This window comes from Hymenobacter miniatus, from assembly GCF_016427455.1.
GTDB lineage: Bacteria > Bacteroidota > Bacteroidia > Cytophagales > Hymenobacteraceae > Hymenobacter > Hymenobacter armeniacus.
The window spans coordinates 71,446-88,124 of the sequence record NZ_JAELXR010000010.1; the positions used below are offsets into that span (position 1 = coordinate 71,446).

Annotated in this window: 11 protein-coding genes; 4 read left to right on the plus strand and 7 right to left on the minus strand. The window is 64.9% G+C overall.

Annotated features, from left to right (window positions below; translation table 11 throughout):
• Positions 1-17: 17 nt before the first annotated feature.
• Positions 18-2,534 carry a TonB-dependent receptor plug domain-containing protein gene (locus tag JAO73_RS16000; RefSeq protein WP_198978154.1) on the minus strand — a complete coding sequence of 839 codons (2,517 nt, stop codon included), beginning with the start codon at positions 2,532-2,534 and terminating at the stop codon, positions 18-20.
• 378 nt (positions 2,535-2,912) lie between these two features.
• On the opposite strand from JAO73_RS16000, the gene JAO73_RS16005 reads away from it, so the two are divergent.
• Entirely contained in the window at positions 2,913-3,944 is a 1,032-nt protein-coding gene (locus tag JAO73_RS16005; protein WP_198978155.1) for a LacI family DNA-binding transcriptional regulator, read from the plus strand.
• A gap of 107 nt (positions 3,945-4,051) precedes the next feature.
• Here the strand turns inward: JAO73_RS16005 and JAO73_RS16010 are convergent, their stop codons facing one another.
• The 6 genes from JAO73_RS16010 to uvrA form a co-directional block, all read right to left on the minus strand.
• The gene (locus JAO73_RS16010) at positions 4,052-5,821 is read right to left on the minus strand and encodes a T9SS type A sorting domain-containing protein (RefSeq protein WP_198978156.1); all 1,770 of its coding nucleotides are present in this window, start codon (positions 5,819-5,821) and stop codon (positions 4,052-4,054) included.
• Positions 5,822-6,006: 185 nt separating this feature from the next.
• Complete coding sequence (prmA, locus tag JAO73_RS16015; RefSeq protein ID WP_198978157.1) at positions 6,007-6,837, minus strand: 50S ribosomal protein L11 methyltransferase; 831 nt, start codon at positions 6,835-6,837, stop codon at positions 6,007-6,009.
• An 81-nt stretch (positions 6,838-6,918) separates the two neighbouring features.
• Positions 6,919-7,302 (minus strand): 7(1) septoil knot domain-containing protein, encoded by a 384-nt coding sequence (locus JAO73_RS16020; protein WP_233169244.1) that lies wholly within the window; start codon positions 7,300-7,302, stop codon positions 6,919-6,921.
• Positions 7,303-7,392: 90 nt separating this feature from the next.
• Complete coding sequence (gene tpiA, locus JAO73_RS16025) at positions 7,393-8,160, minus strand: triose-phosphate isomerase (protein WP_198978158.1); 768 nt, start codon at positions 8,158-8,160, stop codon at positions 7,393-7,395.
• A 68-nt stretch (positions 8,161-8,228) separates the two neighbouring features.
• Positions 8,229-9,110 (minus strand): TspO-related membrane protein, encoded by an 882-nt coding sequence (locus JAO73_RS16030; protein ID WP_198978159.1) that lies wholly within the window; start codon positions 9,108-9,110, stop codon positions 8,229-8,231.
• A 160-nt stretch (positions 9,111-9,270) separates the two neighbouring features.
• Positions 9,271-12,123 (minus strand): excinuclease ABC subunit UvrA, encoded by a 2,853-nt coding sequence (uvrA, locus tag JAO73_RS16035; protein ID WP_198978160.1) that lies wholly within the window; start codon positions 12,121-12,123, stop codon positions 9,271-9,273.
• A gap of 164 nt (positions 12,124-12,287) precedes the next feature.
• On the opposite strand from uvrA, the gene JAO73_RS16040 reads away from it, so the two are divergent.
• The 3 genes from JAO73_RS16040 to JAO73_RS16050 all read left to right on the plus strand — a co-directional run bounded on the left by JAO73_RS16040 (position 12,288) and on the right by JAO73_RS16050 (position 16,579).
• Positions 12,288-13,676, plus strand: a complete 1,389-nt coding sequence (locus JAO73_RS16040) for an alpha/beta hydrolase family protein (RefSeq protein WP_198978161.1) — start codon at positions 12,288-12,290, stop codon at positions 13,674-13,676.
• A gap of 174 nt (positions 13,677-13,850) precedes the next feature.
• Complete coding sequence (locus JAO73_RS16045; RefSeq protein ID WP_198978162.1) at positions 13,851-15,326, plus strand: alpha/beta hydrolase family protein; 1,476 nt, start codon at positions 13,851-13,853, stop codon at positions 15,324-15,326.
• A gap of 197 nt (positions 15,327-15,523) precedes the next feature.
• Positions 15,524-16,579 (plus strand): ComEA family DNA-binding protein, encoded by a 1,056-nt coding sequence (locus JAO73_RS16050; protein ID WP_198978163.1) that lies wholly within the window; start codon positions 15,524-15,526, stop codon positions 16,577-16,579.
• The last annotated feature ends 100 nt before the right edge of the window (positions 16,580-16,679 follow it).

Genomic DNA, 16,679 nt, shown 5'->3' on the forward strand with positions numbered 1-16,679 from the left:
TATCAATTGCTAATGAATCACTTGCCGCGCACCACCATGGTGCCCGCGCCCTGAGCCGGTACGCCCTCCAGGCTCACGCCCTCGGCCACGGCTTGGAAAGTGCCGCCGCCGTCGGCGGTGAAGAAGTGAAGTTCGGCTTCGCCTTTGGCGTTGGTGCGCACCGTGGGGTTCCAGTAGAGGGTGCTGGTGCGGGGGTCGGCGGGCGGGTTGGTGAGCAGGGCGTTGTAGCGCGGCTGGTAGAACTCGCGGGCCGCATAGAAGCCGGGCAGCCTCACAGTGGCAATGCCAGGCGCCGGGTTTTTGTCGGGGCCTTTGTAGTTGGGGTTGGCGCGCTTGGTATACACGGCAATGGCACCGCCGCTGCTCCCGAAAATGGCCGCCTCCGCGCCCTTGAACACCTCCACGGCCTCCACGTCGGAAGAGTTCACGTTGCTGATGGCGTCGATGTCAACTTTTATCCCATCGAGAATGAAAAGGGGCGTGCCGCTGCCCCGAATTTGGGCCGACATGGTGGGCGGGGCGCCGCTGATGGTGAGACCGGCCACCCGACCCTGCAAAAACTGCAGAATGTTGATGCTGGTGTTGGCGGTGGGGTCGTTGGCGAAGTCGATGACGGTGCCGCCGGTGGCGCCGTACATGCGGCGGGGGTCGTCGCGGGGCACGGCGGCGCGCTTGGCCGTCACGGACACGTTGCCCAGGTTGATGTTGCGAATGGCCTTTTCGGGGTGCAGGTCCAGCTCGGCGGCCTGGGCCTGCCGGCTGCGGCGCACAAAGGTGGTCACCGCGGCCGGCGCGGCCGAAAGCTGCGGCAGTTGGGGCAGCGGCTGGTTGCCGGTGGGCGGGCCCGTGTCGGGCTTGATGAGCACGTTGGTGCCGCCCTGCGCCCGGCGGGCCTGAAGGGTGATGATGGCCGTGTCGCGCACCGGAATGCCGATGAAGCTGAATCGCCCCTGCGCGTCGGTGGTGGCCGTGATGATGTTGCGCTCCGGGCGGGTTTGCAGGAAAGTCAGCTGGCTGTTGGGAATGGGGCGGTTGCCGTTCTGGCTCACCACCTGGCCCGTGAGCGAGAGGGCCGTTTCGGGCGAGAAGGTGAGGGGCGGCTTTTGGCCCGCCAGCACTTCTTTCCACACAAACCGCCGCCAGCCCTGGGTTAGCAGCAGGTCGTCGAGGGCCTGCGCGGTGGCGGCCGACTGGTTGCGGAAATAATAGCCCGGGTTTTCCACGTAGCCCGTCAGGTCCGACGTCAGCAGCAGGTTCGAGGCAATGGTTTCGGCGTTGGGGTCGAGGGCACTGAGGGCGGCGTCGCTCACGGCCACCGAGAAGTTGGTGGCCACGGGCTGCCCGGCGGCATCGGTCACGCGCACGTTGAGCTGCACGGGGGCGTGCGGGCGGTAGCTGGGCTGGTCGGGCGTGAGGGTGATTTTCAGCCCCGGCGCACCTTTTTGCACAAACGCCAGCCGCTCGCACTGCGGCGCGCCCTGCGCGTCAAACAGCGTGAAGTGCACAATGCCCGTGGGATAGTTCTTCTTGGGCATACGCCAGGTGGCGGGAGCTTCGGGCGACACAGGCCGCGGGCCCGGGTAGGCCACCACGCCGCGCACCTGGGTCATGAGCTGAATGGGGCCCGGCGCCGGCGCGCCGGCGGCCCCGCGGTAGCGCCCTTCCACCAAAAACTCGGTGGCATTCTCCACCACGTGCAGGGTGTAGCCGCTGGGCTGCACGGCGGGCAGGAGGTAGTCGGCGGTGCTGCCGTCGGGCAGCGCGACGCGGGCGTGGTAGCGCTGCCCCGTGCCCGGCACAAAGGCGAACCGGCCCATGCCCCCGTGCCGGCTGCTGAAGGCCGCCAGCACCACCTTGTTCTGGGCGTCGAGGATTTGCCCGCGCACGTCGAGGCCGCGGCCGGTGGCGTCGGTGGCTTTGCAGGCCACCACGGCCGGCAGGCCTTCCACGAGGTAGCCGCCTTCGGGGAAAAACTGCACGTCGGGCCGGTTGGCGCTGGCAGCGGTGGCCTTGCCCTTGCTGCCGGTGGCGGCGGGTGCCTGGGGCACGTCGGGGGGGCTCAGGGGCGAGGCGGGCCACACGTTGAGGCGGCGGCTGTACACGAACTGGTCGCCGGCGTTGCGCATCCAGTTGGTGTAGGCGCGCAGCACGTAGGTGCCGGCGGCCAGCGAGTCGGCAATGTCGAGGTCGCCGTAGGCGCGGCCGCCGCGCAGCTGCAGCGTGCGGCGGGCCACCACTTGGTGCTGGGCCGATACCAAATCGACGTGCAGCACCTGGCTGAGCGAGTCGAGCCGGTGCTGCGAGGCATCCACCACATAGGCGCTGAACCAAATGGTTTCGCCGGTGGCGTATACGGGCCGGTCGAGGTGCAGGTAGGCTTTCTCGCCGCGGGCGGCGGCGTAGTAGTCGCTCACCTGCCGGGCGATGCGCTGCAGCGGAGTTTCGTCGGTGGGCCGGGGCCGAAAAGCCATCAGGGCCACGCCGGTGGCTACCCCGGCGGCCAGAACGGCTTTGGGCACGCGCATTTTTTTCATGGTTGCTTGCTGTCGTGAAGAAACGGCTCCGCCAATGGGACCACCGCGAGATTACAACACAAAGATGGCGACGCCGTGAAGCAGGGCGGCATTCGGGCCGGGGCGCAGCGCGTCTTTCTGGTGCCGCTGCACCCTCCAGGAGGGAAAGTGGCCGTTTTTAGGCAGATTTTCGCTACTCTTGTAATAGATTTGGGTCGGTGAAGGCTTCCCCCAAGGACAAACCGCAAGGCCAGTAGCCCGACTTGTGCAGCGCCGCGAAGCGGCCGGCTAACGGGGACTGCGCTGGCCGGAACCTTTCGGGACGCTCATCCGGTCCGTTACCTGGGCCGGCGGGTGCATCGCCCGTCACCGTTACTTTCACTACCAACCCCGAAGCGTTTGGACCCGGTCACCATCAAGGACATAGCGCACGCCCTCAACCTGTCGACCTCGACGGTGTCGCGGGCGCTGCGCGACAGCTACGAAATCAGCCCCGAAACCAAGCGGCTGGTGATGGAGTACGCCGAGCGCATCAACTACCGCCCCAACCCCATTGCCCTCAGCCTGAAGGGCAGCAGCAGCAAGGCCCTGGGCGTCATCGTACCCCAGATTGCGAACAACTTCTTTTCGCAGGCCATCAACGGCATCGAGGCCATTGCCTACAACCGCGGCTACCACGTCATCATTTTCCAGACGCACGAGAGCTACGAGCGCGAAGTGGCCAACGTGCAACAGGCCGTGTCGCGCCGCGTCGACGGCTTGCTGCTCTCGCTCAGCAGCGAAACCTCGGACGTGAAGCACCTCAAGGCCCTCATCGACCAGGGCATGCCGCTGGTGCTGTTCGACCGCGTGGCGGGCGAGCTCGACGTGACCCAGGTGGTGGCCGACAACTTTGGCGGGGCCTACGCCGCCACTTCGCACCTGCTCCAAACCGGCCGGCGGCGCATTGCCCACCTCACCATTCCGCCCTACCTCAGCATCACGCAGGAGCGCCTGGCGGGCTACCGCGCCGCCCTGGAGCAGTATGGCGTGCCGTTCGATGAAAACCTGGTGCGCTACGGCACTTTCGGCCCCGACGAGGCCGGGCCCCTCGTGGACGAGCTGCTGGCCCTCTCCCCGCCCCCGGACGCGTTTTTCACGGCCAGCGACCGGCTGGCGCTGGGCTGCTTGGCCGCCCTGCGCCAGCGCGGCGTCGATGTGCCCGGCCAGGTGGCGCTGCTCAGCTTCACCAATTCCCAGTCGGCTCACCTGCTCAACCCGCCCCTGAGCACCGTGACCCAGCCGGCCCAGGAAATTGGCCAGCTTGCCGCCGAGCGCCTCATCGAGCTCATTGAGCGCAAGCACAAAAGCACCGGCCCCAGCACCATGAAGCTGCCGACGACGCTGGTGGTGCGTGAATCGTCGGCGCCTCAGCCCAAGCTGGTTAGTTAGTTGAGTTAAAAGTGGAGAGTTAAAAGGGAAAAGCCCGCCTGAATCGTCAGGCGGGCTTTTCCCTTTTAACTCTCCACTTTTAATTCTTGACCTTTAACTCAGCAATGTTACTCGTGCGTGCACTTGGCCGTCAGGCTCACGTTGGCATCGGTGTACACCACTAGGTAGTTGCCTTTGGCCAACGAGCCCAGGTTCACCGGCGTGGCCACGCCACCGGCGGCGGGCTTGAACGAGGCCACGCGCTGGCCCACGAAGTTGTAGACCGCGAGGCTGGCGTCGGCGCTGGCGCGGGGGTGCTCCACGGTCAGCTGCTCGGCGGCGGGGTTGGGAAACAGCTGCAAAGGCTGCGATACCGCGCCGCTGGCTTTGGTGCCCGAAATCACGGCCACGAAGCTGTTGAGGTAGTTTTCGAGGTTGGTGTAGCCGTTGGCGGCAATGAACTGGCGGTCGGCCGGGTTCAGGGGCGCGAGGCCGTTGTTGAGCTCGTACGCGTCGGGCATGCCGTCGTGGTCGGAGTCGACGGGCGCCGCGCCGCAGCTCAGCACGGGCCAGGCCACTATCGAGGTGCTGATGGGCGTTTTGGCCGGAAAGCCGCCCTGCACGTCGATGATGGCGCCGGTGCGGTTTTGCACGTCCTGCACAATGCGCTGGTCCAGCGGGTCGCGCACCGGCAAGCTGCAGCCCGCGCCCTGCAGCACCGAGGCGTAGGCATCGGTGGCCGTCTGGGTATTGAGCGGGGCAATGTTGAAGGGGGTTGCCACCTTCGACAGTGCAGTATCGGCGGCGGTGCCGCCGTTCATGGACACCCCTTTCCAGTTGGCGGCGGTCACCGTGGGGTTGCTATCCACGTAGTTGCCAGCGATGTAGAGCTGCGGATAAGGCAACACCGGGGCAGAGGTTTGCTTGTAGGCCTGGAACACCCGCGAGCGGTTGGTGGTGCTGGTGCCGGAGTTGGGGCCGTACTTGTAGTAGTTGTTCACCATGTTGTAGTTCCCGCCTTCGCCGCCGTACGCATTGGCACCGGTGCCCCAGTTGTAGATGACGTTGTTGCGGAAATCGCAGTTTTCCGAACCGATGGCGGCCCCGTAGCGCGTGCCGTTCCAGCGCGGCGTGCGGCTCACGCAGTGCGCAAACAGGTTGTGGTGGAACGAGGCGCGCCGGCCGCCCCAAATGCCGCCGTAGCCGTGGCGCTCGTAGTCGGTGTCGCCCGTCTCGAAGTGGTAGGAGTAGTTCAGCGGCTCCGAAATGATGTTCCACTGCAAGGTCATGGAGTCGGTGGTGGCGCCGTAGAACGTGAAGGCCTCGTCCATGCTCCAGCTCATGGTGCAATGGTCGATGAGGATGTTTTTGCGCTCGGTGCCGCTCAGCGCGTCCTCGTCGCCGTTGCCGTTCACCATGCCAATGTTGGTTTGCTGCGGGTAGGCATCGCCGGTGCGGAAGCGCATGAAGCGAATAATCACGTTGTTGCCGTTCACCTGCACCTGGCGGTCGGCTAGGCAGATGCCGTCGCCGGGCGCGGTTTGGCCGGCCAGGGTGGTGTTGGCCGGAATGTTGAGCCGGGCGGTGAGGTGAATGGTGCCGCATACCCGAAATACCACGGTGCGGTAAGGCGCCACCGTGGCCGATTGGCTAAGGGCATAGCGCAGGGTACCGGGCGTGTTGGTGTCGGCCAGGCTGGTCACTTCATACACCGTGGTGGGCACCGAAGACTTGCCCCGGCCACCGGTAACGAAGCGGCCGGCGCCCTCCGCGCCCGGAAAGGCCAGCTGCTGCGCCTGCGCTGCGGAGCTTGCCAGCCCGCTTACCGCGGCCAGCAGGCCCAGGCCCAGGCGAGCCCGGGAGATGGATGAAAGGAGTTGAGAGGAAAAGAAATTCATGGCGAACAGTTGGGAGTCAAGCGGGAAAAACCGGCGCGGCACCATCGCAAAACGGTTCCAGAGTCCAGCAATTCCCATCTAAATATTACGCCCCAACCGCCCGCTAACTACCGCCTGCCGCGTTTTTATTCGCGCAATCGTTGCCGGGAACGATGCCATTCCCGGCCCTTCACCCAACCCTCATGCTACTCCTTCTCGAAAATGGCCGACACCCAGCTGCGCAGGGTGCGGTGGCGTTGGTAGCGCAGGCCGTGCTTGCTGGCTTCGGCCTGAATTTTCGGCAGGTCCTCTTCGTAGAAGCCGCTGAACAAGATGGGCCGGCCGCTGGGCAGCAGGCGGGCGTACTCGTGCATGTCTTCGAGCAGCACGTTGCGGTTGATGTTGGCCAGAATCAGGTCGAACGGCTCCTCGTTGGCCAGCGTCTCCACGCCGCCCAGGCGGCACTCAATGTTGTGGCACTGGTTTTCGGCGGCGTTGTCGCGGGCGTTTTCCACGGTCCAGGGCTCGGTATCCACGGCCAGCACCTGACGGGCGCCCAGCATCTCGGCCATGATGGCCAGAATGCCGGTGCCGGTGCCCATGTCGAGCACGCGCAGGCCCTTGTGGTCCACTTCAAGCTGGTTTTCAATCATTAAAGCCGTCGTTTCGTGGTGGCCTGTGCCGAAGGACATGCGCGGCATAATCACGATGTCGTAGTCGACGCCGGCCGGCTCCGGGTGGAAAGGCGCGCGCACCGACACCCGCTCGGCAATGATGAGCGGCTGAAAGTTCTTCTCCCACTCGGCGTTCCAGTTCTGCCGCGTGATGACGCGGTGCGAGTGGTTCAGGTCGCCAATGCCGGAGTAGCGGGCCATGATTTCCTCCACCGCGTCGGGGTTGAACGCGTCCTCAGTGGTATAGGCGCAAAAGCCCGCGTCGTTGTCCTCAAAGGTGTCGAAGCCTACTTCGGCCAGCTCGGCCACCAGAATGTCGGCCAGCTCGCGTGGCGCCTCAACGGTTAGTTCAATAAAATCCATTTGCTTGAATGCGGAAAGAAGCATGCGGAAGGAGGAATCGCCGAGTGGCTTTTAATTCCTCCTTCCGCATGCTTCTTCCAGTTAATTTTTGCAGCCGGCAAACGACCGCACTTTGGTGTAATGAATGCTAAAATCGGCCCGGCTGCGGTCCGTCACCACCAGCAGCACATAGTCGGCAAAGTCGCGGGCAGGGGCATCGGCCCACAGGCCGGCTTTGTCGGCAAATAATTTGTTGCTTTCCTTGAAAACGAGGACGTCGGCGAAGGCCTCCTCGGGCTCTACGTACACCGTGCCGTGGCAGTAGCCACGGCGGGCGGGGTCGGTTTCGAGGTACACCGAGCCGAAGATTTTGCAGGGCTCCAGCGGGCCGACGGCCGGCGCGTGGGCGGCCACTGCCGGCACCGACACCGTCGGCTGAGCCGAACCCAGGGCCAAAGCCGCCGTCAACAGAAAAGAAAAGAACATAAGCGGGCAGCAGGAAAGTGAGCGGAATAACGCGGCAGGCCTTTGTGAACCAACCCGCCGGCGCCATCCAACAACGGTGCCAGGCCGGGCTTAAAACGACTGAATGATGGCCGTGAAGTCGGCCGCTTTCAGCGAAGCGCCGCCAATCAGTCCGCCGTCGACGTCGGGCTGGGCAAACAGCTCGCGCGCGTTCTGGGCATTGGCCGAGCCGCCGTAGAGAATGGTGGTGTTGAGGGCGGCCTGGGCGTCGTAGGCGCGGGCAATGCGCTCCCGAATGAAGGCGTGCACCTCCTGCGCCTGCGCGCTGGTGGCCGTGCGGCCCGTGCCGATGGCCCAAATGGGCTCGTAGGCGATGGTGACCTGGGCAAACTCCTCGTTTGAGAGGTGAAACAACCCATCGGTGAGCTGCTTGCCGATGAAGTCGAAGGTCTCGTCGGCCTCGCGGGTGTCCAGCGACTCGCCCACGCAGAAGATGGGTTTCAGGCCTGCGGCCAGGGCGGCTTTCAGCTTCTGGCTCAGCAGCTCGTCGGTTTCGCCGAAGTACTGGCGGCGCTCCGAGTGGCCCAGGATGACGTACTCACAGCCCACCGAAGCCAGCAGCTTGGCCGACACCTCGCCGGTGAAAGCGCCGCTTTCTTTCTGGTGGCAATTTTGGGCCCCCAAGTGGAAACTATCGCCTTGCGGCAAGGCCTGGCCCACGCCGTGCAGCAGCGGAAACGGCGGGCACACCACCACCTGTGGGCCCTGGGCGCCCACGCCGCCGTTCCCGGCCAGCCGGGCAATTTCTTCTACCAGGGCCAGGGCCTCAGGGTAGGTCAGGTTCATTTTCCAGTTGCCGGCAACGAGGTTTTGGCGCATGAGTAGCAGGGCGAATTAAGTGGGAGTTTCGCCGCAAAGCTACGGGCCAAACCGCTGGCCGGCCCCCCCTACTCCTCGACCCGGGCCGCCTTGCGGGCCGCAATCTCGGCTTCGATGGCCGCAGCGGCTTCGTCGCGCAGCTGCCAGGGCGTTTTGCGGCCGCCCAGGCGCGAAAGCACCACCCCGCCAATGGCCACGGCCGTGGCCGCAGCCAGGGCGGCCCACCCCAGTTCGGGTATTTCGCGCAAGCGCGCCACCCAAATGGCCACCAGCGCCCACGCCACCACCAGCGGAAATATCATGTCGCGAAACGCCCGGCTGATGGTGAAGCCCAACCCAACCAGCACCACAAACAACAAGATGGCAAACACCAACGAAAGCCCTTCGGCAGTTTGCCAGCCCAGCAGCCGCAAGCCGATGGTGATGTTGATGGCCGAAGCCACGGAAATCCAACCCAAAAACAGCGAAAATGGCACGCCGGCCAGCGCCGGGGCGGCATCGGCGAAAATGCGGCGGCGGGCCCGGCCATACGTCACGACGAGGCAGGCAAGCAGAAGCAGCATCACGCCCACGCTGGGCAAAATCAACTCGTAGGCAAACACCACCACCCACGCGCTGGTGGCCACGCACGCCAGGGTAAGCGGCCGGGCCACGGCATCCGGAAACGACAAGCTGCGCTGATGCGGCAACAGTTGCCACACCGAATACACCAGCAGGCTCAGAAAAATCAGGCCCCAAATGCTGAACGCATACCCGGCCGGCGTGAGCAGCGTGGGGTACTTGGCCGACACCTGCCCCATGGTCTGGCCATTGAAGGGGTGGGTGTTGGAATAGTAGTTGAGGAAAATGGTGCCCCAAATGGCCAGGGCGGTCAGCCAGCGCCAGGCCCGGCCCATGGCCGTGGCATGTGGTGCTGCGTAGTGGTCGGGAACGACGGTGGGGGCGGGCATATGCGAACGGGGGTGGGGCTCAACTACCTACGCACCTACTGGGCGGGATGGATTAGGCGCAAGGCTTCTCAGGCGGCGCGCCGTGCGCATCGGTTCCGTACGCTAAATCGGAAGGAACCGCCGCTCCCTTGCTCACGGGCAGCCGCTTGAGACCACAACGTTACACTTTCTCGGCCAAAAACCGAGCAGTGTGATTGGTATCTTTCAGTTTTACCATGTCTTCGGGGGTGCCTTCGAAGAGCAGATGCCCCCCGTTGAGGCCACCCTCGGGCCCGAGGTCGATGAGCCAGTCGGCGCACTTGATGATGTCGACGTTGTGCTCAATGATGAGCACGGAGTTGCCCTGCTCCACCAGCGCGTTCAGGGCCGTGAGCAGCTTGCTGATGTCGTGGAAGTGCAGGCCGGTGCTGGGCTCGTCGAAGATGAACAGAATTTTATCCTGCTGAAGCGTAGCGCCTTTGGTGAGAAACGAAGCCAGCTTCACGCGCTGGGCCTCGCCGCCCGAAAGGGTGTTGGCCGACTGCCCCAAGCGGATGTAGCCTAGGCCCACGTCTTCGAGCGGCTTGAGGCGCTCGGCAACTTTGGGCTGAGAGTGGAAAAACTGCACGGCGTCGGTCACGGTCATTTCCAGTACCTCGTCGATGCCTTTTTCCTGGAATTTAATTTCCAGAATGTCCTGCTTGAATTTGTGGCCGCCGCAGCCTTCGCAGGTCAAATAAATGTCGGCCATGAACTGCATCTCAATTTTTACTTGTCCCTCGCCCTGACACACTTCGCAGCGCCCACCGTCGACGTTAAACGAGAAGTGCGAGGGCTTGAGGCCGCGCGCCTTGGCCAGCGGCTGCTCCGAGAACAGGGTCCGAATCTGGTCGTAGGCCTTCACGTAGGTGACGGGGTTGGAGCGCGACGACTTGCCGATGGGGTTCTGGTCCACGAACTCGACGTGCGTCACCTGCCCGTTCACGCCGGTGAGGCGGTCGAACTTGCCGGTGCTTTCGCCCGCGCCGCCACCCAGCATCTTCATCAGGGCCGGGGCCAAGATGCGCTTGATGAGCGTGGACTTGCCCGAGCCCGACACGCCCGTGACCACCGTCATCACGCCCAGCGGAATCTTCACGCTCACGTTTTTGAGGTTGTTTTCGCGGGCGCCGGTCAGTTCCAAGGCGTTGCGCCAAGGGCGGCGCACCTTGGGCACGGGCACCTCCATTTTGCCGCTCAGGTACTTGCCGGTATAGGTTTCGGTGTCCTGCAGCAGCTGCTCCATGGTGCCCTGAAACATGAGGTTGCCGCCACCGCTGCCGGCTTCGGGGCCGATGTCGATAATCTGGTCGGCGGCCTCCATCATTTTCTCCTCGTGCTCCACCACCACCACGGTGTTGCCGAGCTGCTGCAACGAGCGCAACACGCCGATAAGCTGCTCAGCGTCCTTGGGGTGCAGGCCAATGCTGGGCTCGTCGAGCACGTACATCGAGCCCACCAGCGCCGAGCCCAGCGACGTGGCCAGCGAGATGCGCTGGCTCTCGCCGCCGCTCAGCGTGTTGCTCAGGCGGTTCAGGGTGAGGTAGCCCAGGCCCACGCGGTTGAGGTAGCCGAGACGGTTGGTGATTTCCGTCACGAGGCGCTCGGCCACTTTGGCGTCGTGCTCGCTCAGGCTCATGTTCTGGAAGAAAGCCAGCGCGTCGGAGATGGGCAGCAGCACGATATCGGCAATGCTGCGGCCGTCGATGCGCACGTACTGGGCGTCTTTGCGCAGGCGGGTGCCGCGGCAGTCGGGGCAGGTGGTGCGGCCCCGGTAGCGGCTTTGCAGCACCCGGTACTGGATTTTGTGGGTTTGCTCGCTCACCCACTTGAAGTAGGCGTCCAGGCCCTGGAAGTACTTGTTGCCGGTCCAGAGCAGGCGCTGCTCGGCCTGGCTGAGCTCGTTGTAGGGCCGGTGAATGGGGAAGTCGAAGCGGATGCCGTTTTTCAGCAGCGGCTTCAGCCACTCGCCCTGCTTCTCGGTGCGCCACGGCGCGATGGCGCCCTCGTACACGGTCATGCTCTTGTCCGGAATGACCAGGTCCTCATCGATGCCCAGCACCGAGCCGAAGCCTTCGCAGGTCTGGCAGGCGCCGTAGGGGTTGTTGAAGGAGAAAAAGTTAACACTGGGCTCCTCGAAGGTGATGCCGTCAAGCTCGAACTTGTCGGAAAACGTGCGGGTTTCGGCCTCGCGGTCGGCGCCCGACATTTGCACCAGGCAAGTGCCGTGGCCTTCGAAAAACGCGGTTTGCACCGAGTCGGAGAGGCGGAAAAGCAGGTCTTCGTCGTCGGGGCGCAGCACGGCGCGGTCAATCATGATGAAGACGTCGCCCGTCACTTCGGGCTGGCCTTCGGCAATCAGGTCTTCGATTTGCGAGGTTTCGCCGTTCACCACCACGCGGCTGTAGCCCTTTTGCAGGAGCAAATCCAGCTCCTTGCTCATGGCGCGCGTGGGGTCGGGGCGGTGCAGCGGGGCCAGTATCATGGCGCGGGTGCCCTCGGGCTGCGCGGCCAGAAAATCGACCACATCGGCCACGTTGTCCTTGCGCACCTGCTCGCCGCTGACGGGCGAAAACGTTTTGCCCACCCGCGCAAACAGCAGCTTGAGGTAGTCGTAAATCTCGGTGCTGGTGCCCACCGTCGAGCGGTTGTTCTTGATGCTGACCTTCTGCTCGATGGCAATGGCCGGTGAAATCCCGCGGATGTAGTCCACATCGGGCTTGTCCATGCGGCCCAGAAACTGGCGGGCGTAGCTGCTCAGGCTTTCCACGTACATGCGCTGGCCTTCAGCATACAAGGTATCGAAGGCCAGGCTGGATTTACCCGAGCCCGACAGACCCGTCACGACGATGAACTGGTTGCGCGGCAGGGCCACGCTGAGGTTTTTGAGGTTGTGAACCCGGGCGTTTTTGATAAGGATGAATTCGCGCGGGTCGAGGTGGTCAATGGCGTTGTCGGACGGCGCCGAAACTTGCAAAGCGTCTTTTTTGGGCATAAACGAACTAACAGCGAGGAGGGGCCGGAAGGTTTCGGCCGCGGGCATTTGCTGCGGTTACGAAGGTACGGCCGCGCGGGAGGGGAATATTTTTCCGCATCATGAAAATCCGCCTGAGCGGCGTCGTAGCATTGTCTTACCGTTCACTGCTTTTCCTCTTCTTCATGCCCACGCTTACCCGCTTCCTCCTCGGCGCCGCTGCGCTGCTCAGCAGCTTCGGTGCCTGCGCCCAGACGGCCCGCCCCAGCCTCACCGGCGACTGGAACGGCGCGCTGGGCCCCATCGACTTCATCCTGCACCTCACCGACCCGGCCGCCGGGCCGCGCACGGCCACGCTCGACATCCCGGCCCAAAACGCCAAGGGCCTGCCCCTGCAATTCACCGCCCCCGGCGACAGCGTGTACCTGCGCCTCGCCCAGCCCGAAGCCCGCTTTGCCGGCCGCCGCTCGGCCGACGGCCAGCAGCTGCTGGGCGAATGGCAGCAGGGGCTGCGCGCCTTTCCGCTCACGCTGGCCCGGGGCGCCGCCAATGCCAAGCCCGCTCTGCGCCGCCCCCAAACGCCGCAACCGCCCTTCCCCTACCAGTTGGCCGACATTACGTTCAGAAACGAGAAGGCCGGCGTGACGCTGGCCGGCACTTACACCGTGCCGGCCGACAAGAGCCCCTTCCCGGCGGTGGTGCTGCTCACCGGCTCGGGCCCCGAAGACCGCAACGAAACCATCTTCGGCCATCAGCCCTTCGCGGTGCTGGCCGACTACCTCACCCGGCGCGGGGTGGCCGTGCTGCGCTTCGACGACCGCGGCGTGGGCCAGAGCGGCGGCACCCAACAAAACATGACCAGCGCCGACTACGCCACCGACGCCCAGGCCGCCCTGGCCTGGCTGCGGGCTCAGCCGGGCATTCGCAAAAACCAGGTGGGCGTGCTGGGCCACAGCGAGGGCGGCACGGCAGCTATTGGGGCGGCCATTCAGCCGGCGGGGCCCGATTTTCTGGTGCTGCTGGCGGCGCCCGGCATTCCGGGCGATGAACTGATTGTGCAGCAGTCGCTGGCCCTCACCCGCCTGCAAACGACGGATGCCGCGCAGCTGGCCGCCGTCGAAAAACAACAGCGGGCCATGACGCAGATTATTCAGAAAACGGCCGACGACGCCCAGGCCCGCGCCCAGCTCACGGCCCTCTACAACCCCACCAATGCCCCGGAAATAAAGGCCGCCCTCGAGCCGCAGCTGGCCACCATGGTGTCGCCCTTCTACCGCCACCTGCTGGCCGACCGCCCGGCCCAAACGCTGGCCAAGGTGCGCTGCCCGGTGCTGGCCCTCGGCGGCAGCAAGGATTTGCAGGTGCCCGCCACCCGCAACCTGGCCGCAACGGCGGCCGCCCTCAAAGCCGGCGGCAACCGCGACGCGACCACCAAAGAGCTGCCCGGCCTGAACCATCTTTTTCAAACCGCCACCACCGGGGGCATCGGCGAATACGGCATCATCGAGGAAACCTTTTCGCCCGCCGCCTTGCAGCTTATTGCCGATTGGATTGGCCAGCATACCAATAAGTAAGCCCCAACTGCTGTTCAGAAGTACTGCCCCACGGCCCGGCCCCCAGGTTGGGCCGCATTGTTAATAGGCTTTGCATTAGTTGTTTTTTTATTGGCGAGACTATCCTTTTTCTGTACTTTTCAGGCTTGAATTACGTAAGACGTTATTAGAGCCACGTTATAATAGTCTGATTCCATGATAAGATTTTTACTTGCCGCCATTTTTCTTGTTGCCTCCACGCTGAGCGCCGCCGCGACAGCCCCGCCCACCGCGGCAGCTCCGCTCAACGGCCAGTGGAAGGGTCCGCTAAAGCTGCTCGGCGGCCAGATTACGGTGGTCATCACCATCGTGCCGCTCACCAACGGCACCTACTACGGCGCCCTCGACGCGCCCCAGCAGCGCATCAGCCGCATGCCCGTCGACGTGAACCTGAAAGGCACCGACCTCACCCTGCGCATTGAGCAGGCCGGCAGCAGCTTTGTGGGCAAGGTGCTGGAAGGCGGCGCCAAGCTCAGCGGCACCTGGACGCAGCCGGGCGTGAAATCGGCCATGGTGCTCACGCGCAGCCTGGCCGGCGCGGCGCCCACCAAGCTGCGCATTGCCCCGCCCTACCGCGAATCGCAGGTCAGCTTCCAGAACCCTGGCACCCGGCAGAAGCTGGGCGGCACCCTCACCGTGCCGGCCGGCGAAGGACCGTTCCCGGCCGTGGTGCTGCTCTCCGACTCGGGCCCGCAAAACCGCGACGTGGAGGTGACCGGCTACCGCATGTTTGGCCAGTTGGCCGACTACCTCACCCGCCACGGCATTGCCGTGCTGCGCTTCGACGACCGGGGCGTGGGCCAGAGCGGCGGCGTGTACGCCAACGCCACCACCGCCGACCTCGTGGGCGATGCCCAGGCGGCGCTGGCGTATATGCGCACGCGGCCGCTCATTGCGGCGGGCCGCGTGGGCCTGCTCGGGCACGGCGAAGGCGCCAACGTGGCCCTGCTCACGGCCGCCGCGCCGGGCCGGGCACCGGCGTTTGTGGTGTCGCTGGCCGGCTACGGGCAGCCGGGCTACAACGTGCTGCTGCGCCAGCAGGGCGAAATCATGCGCCTGATTGGGGCCGACCCCGCCCAAGTGAAAGCCGCCCAGGACGTGTACCAGCGCACGGTGAGCGTGATTCGCCAAACGCCCGACGACGCGGCGGCCCGTGCCAAAGTGGTGAGCCTGCTGAGCGGCGCCAACACGGGCTTCGACGCCGCCATGGCCCGCGCCCGCGCCGTGCAGCTCACCTCGCCCTGGGCCCGCTATTTCTTCGATTTCGACCCGCAGGTGCAGCTTGCCAAGGTGCAGAGCCCGGTGCTGCTGCTCAACGGCACGGCCGACCTGCAGGTATCGGCCCGCCGCAACATGACGCTGCTGCACCGCGGCCTGCGCCGCGCCCACCGCGACGTGACCTCGGTGCGCCTCGATGGCGTGAACCACTTGTTTCAGCCCTCGCCGGCCCAATGGCCGCTGGTGAATGGCCAGCAGCAAGCCACGTTCTCGCCCATTGCGCTGAAGAAAATTCAGGACTGGGTGGCGCTCGAAACCAAAGCCCCGGCCATCCCGGTGCACGCGCCGGCCAAGCGGCCGGCCACGGAGCCCAAGGTGGCTAAGTCGGCCGCCACGGCCCGCCCCCGCGGCTAAGCCCCGGCTGTCAGGCCCAACCGTGCAGCCCGGCCGATGAGCAAACCCTTGCCCGTCGGCCGGGCTGCGTGGCAAACGGCTTGGCGTATGGGTTTTTGGCTTATACTTGCTTCTGCTTTTCCGGCCGCGGGCTAGGGCGTTTTGCCGGAAGTTCTTTCTCTCTTCTACCTCATTCGCGCCCTTCGTGGGCACCTTCCATGGCCGCTCCGCCGCCTTCGCCCCGCCCCCGCTGGTCCTGGGACGACTCGCGCCCCATGCGCTGGGTGCGCCGCTCCTTCGGCTATTCGCGCGGCGAGGCCAGGGGCCTGATGGGCCTGTTGGGCCTCATGCTCCTCACCGTCGTGGCGCCCATCCTGCTTCGGCCCGAGCTGCCCGTGTACTTGCCCGAAGCCGACCAAAAGGGCGTCGACGAGTTGGCTGCGCAGCTCAAAGACCACCGCACCGTGGAGCAAGGCTTTGCTTCGCGCTACCCTCGGCGCGAGTTCCGAAAATTTGAGCGCCGCGGCCCGCGCTACCCGGCCGTGCCACGGGTGCGCCTCAGCCCCTTCGACCCCAACGCCCTTACGGCCGAAGGCTGGGAAGCGCGGGGCGTGCCGCACTTTGTGGCCGCCCGCCTCGTGAAGTACCGCGAGGCCGCCGGCGGCTTCAAAGCCAAGGCGCAGGTGAAGAAGATGTATGGGCTCGATGACTCGGTGTTTCAGCGGTTGGCGCCGTTTATGCAACTGCCCGATGAAGCGCCCAAGCGCGACTACGCGGCCAGCCGGCCCGGCCCCGATGGCAAATTCCCCCCCTTCGCCGCCGGCGCCCCTGCTGCCTCCAAATTTCCCCGCAAGCCCCGCCACCTCCAGCCCTTCGACCTCAACCAGGCCGACACCACCCAACTGATGCAGATTCGCGGCATTGGTGCGGGGCGGGCCAAGTGGGTGGTGAAGTACCGCAACCAACTGGGCGGCTACCTGCGCGAAGACCAACTGGACGAGGTATTTGTGCTGCGCGACGCCCCCGACCTGCGCGACAGCCTCAAGAAATACACTTATGTCGCGCCTGGCTTCGCGCCCAAAACCGTGAACGTGAATACGGCCACCTTCGATGAGCTGTATTTGCAGCCCTACATCGGCAAGCCGCGGGCACGGGTCATTGTGGCTTATCGGCAGCAGCACGGTCCTTTTAAATCGGTGGAAGACTTGAAGCAGCTGCCTACTCTAAAGCCCGCTGATTGGGAAAAGATGCGCCCCTACGTGCGCTGCGAATAAGGCGAGCACGGGGAGCGCAGCCGATTGAGAAGCCAAAGGCGAGCCGGCGCAAAAACCAGTTCACCGAGCGGAGCATCTATATATTCCAACACGCTTTCTG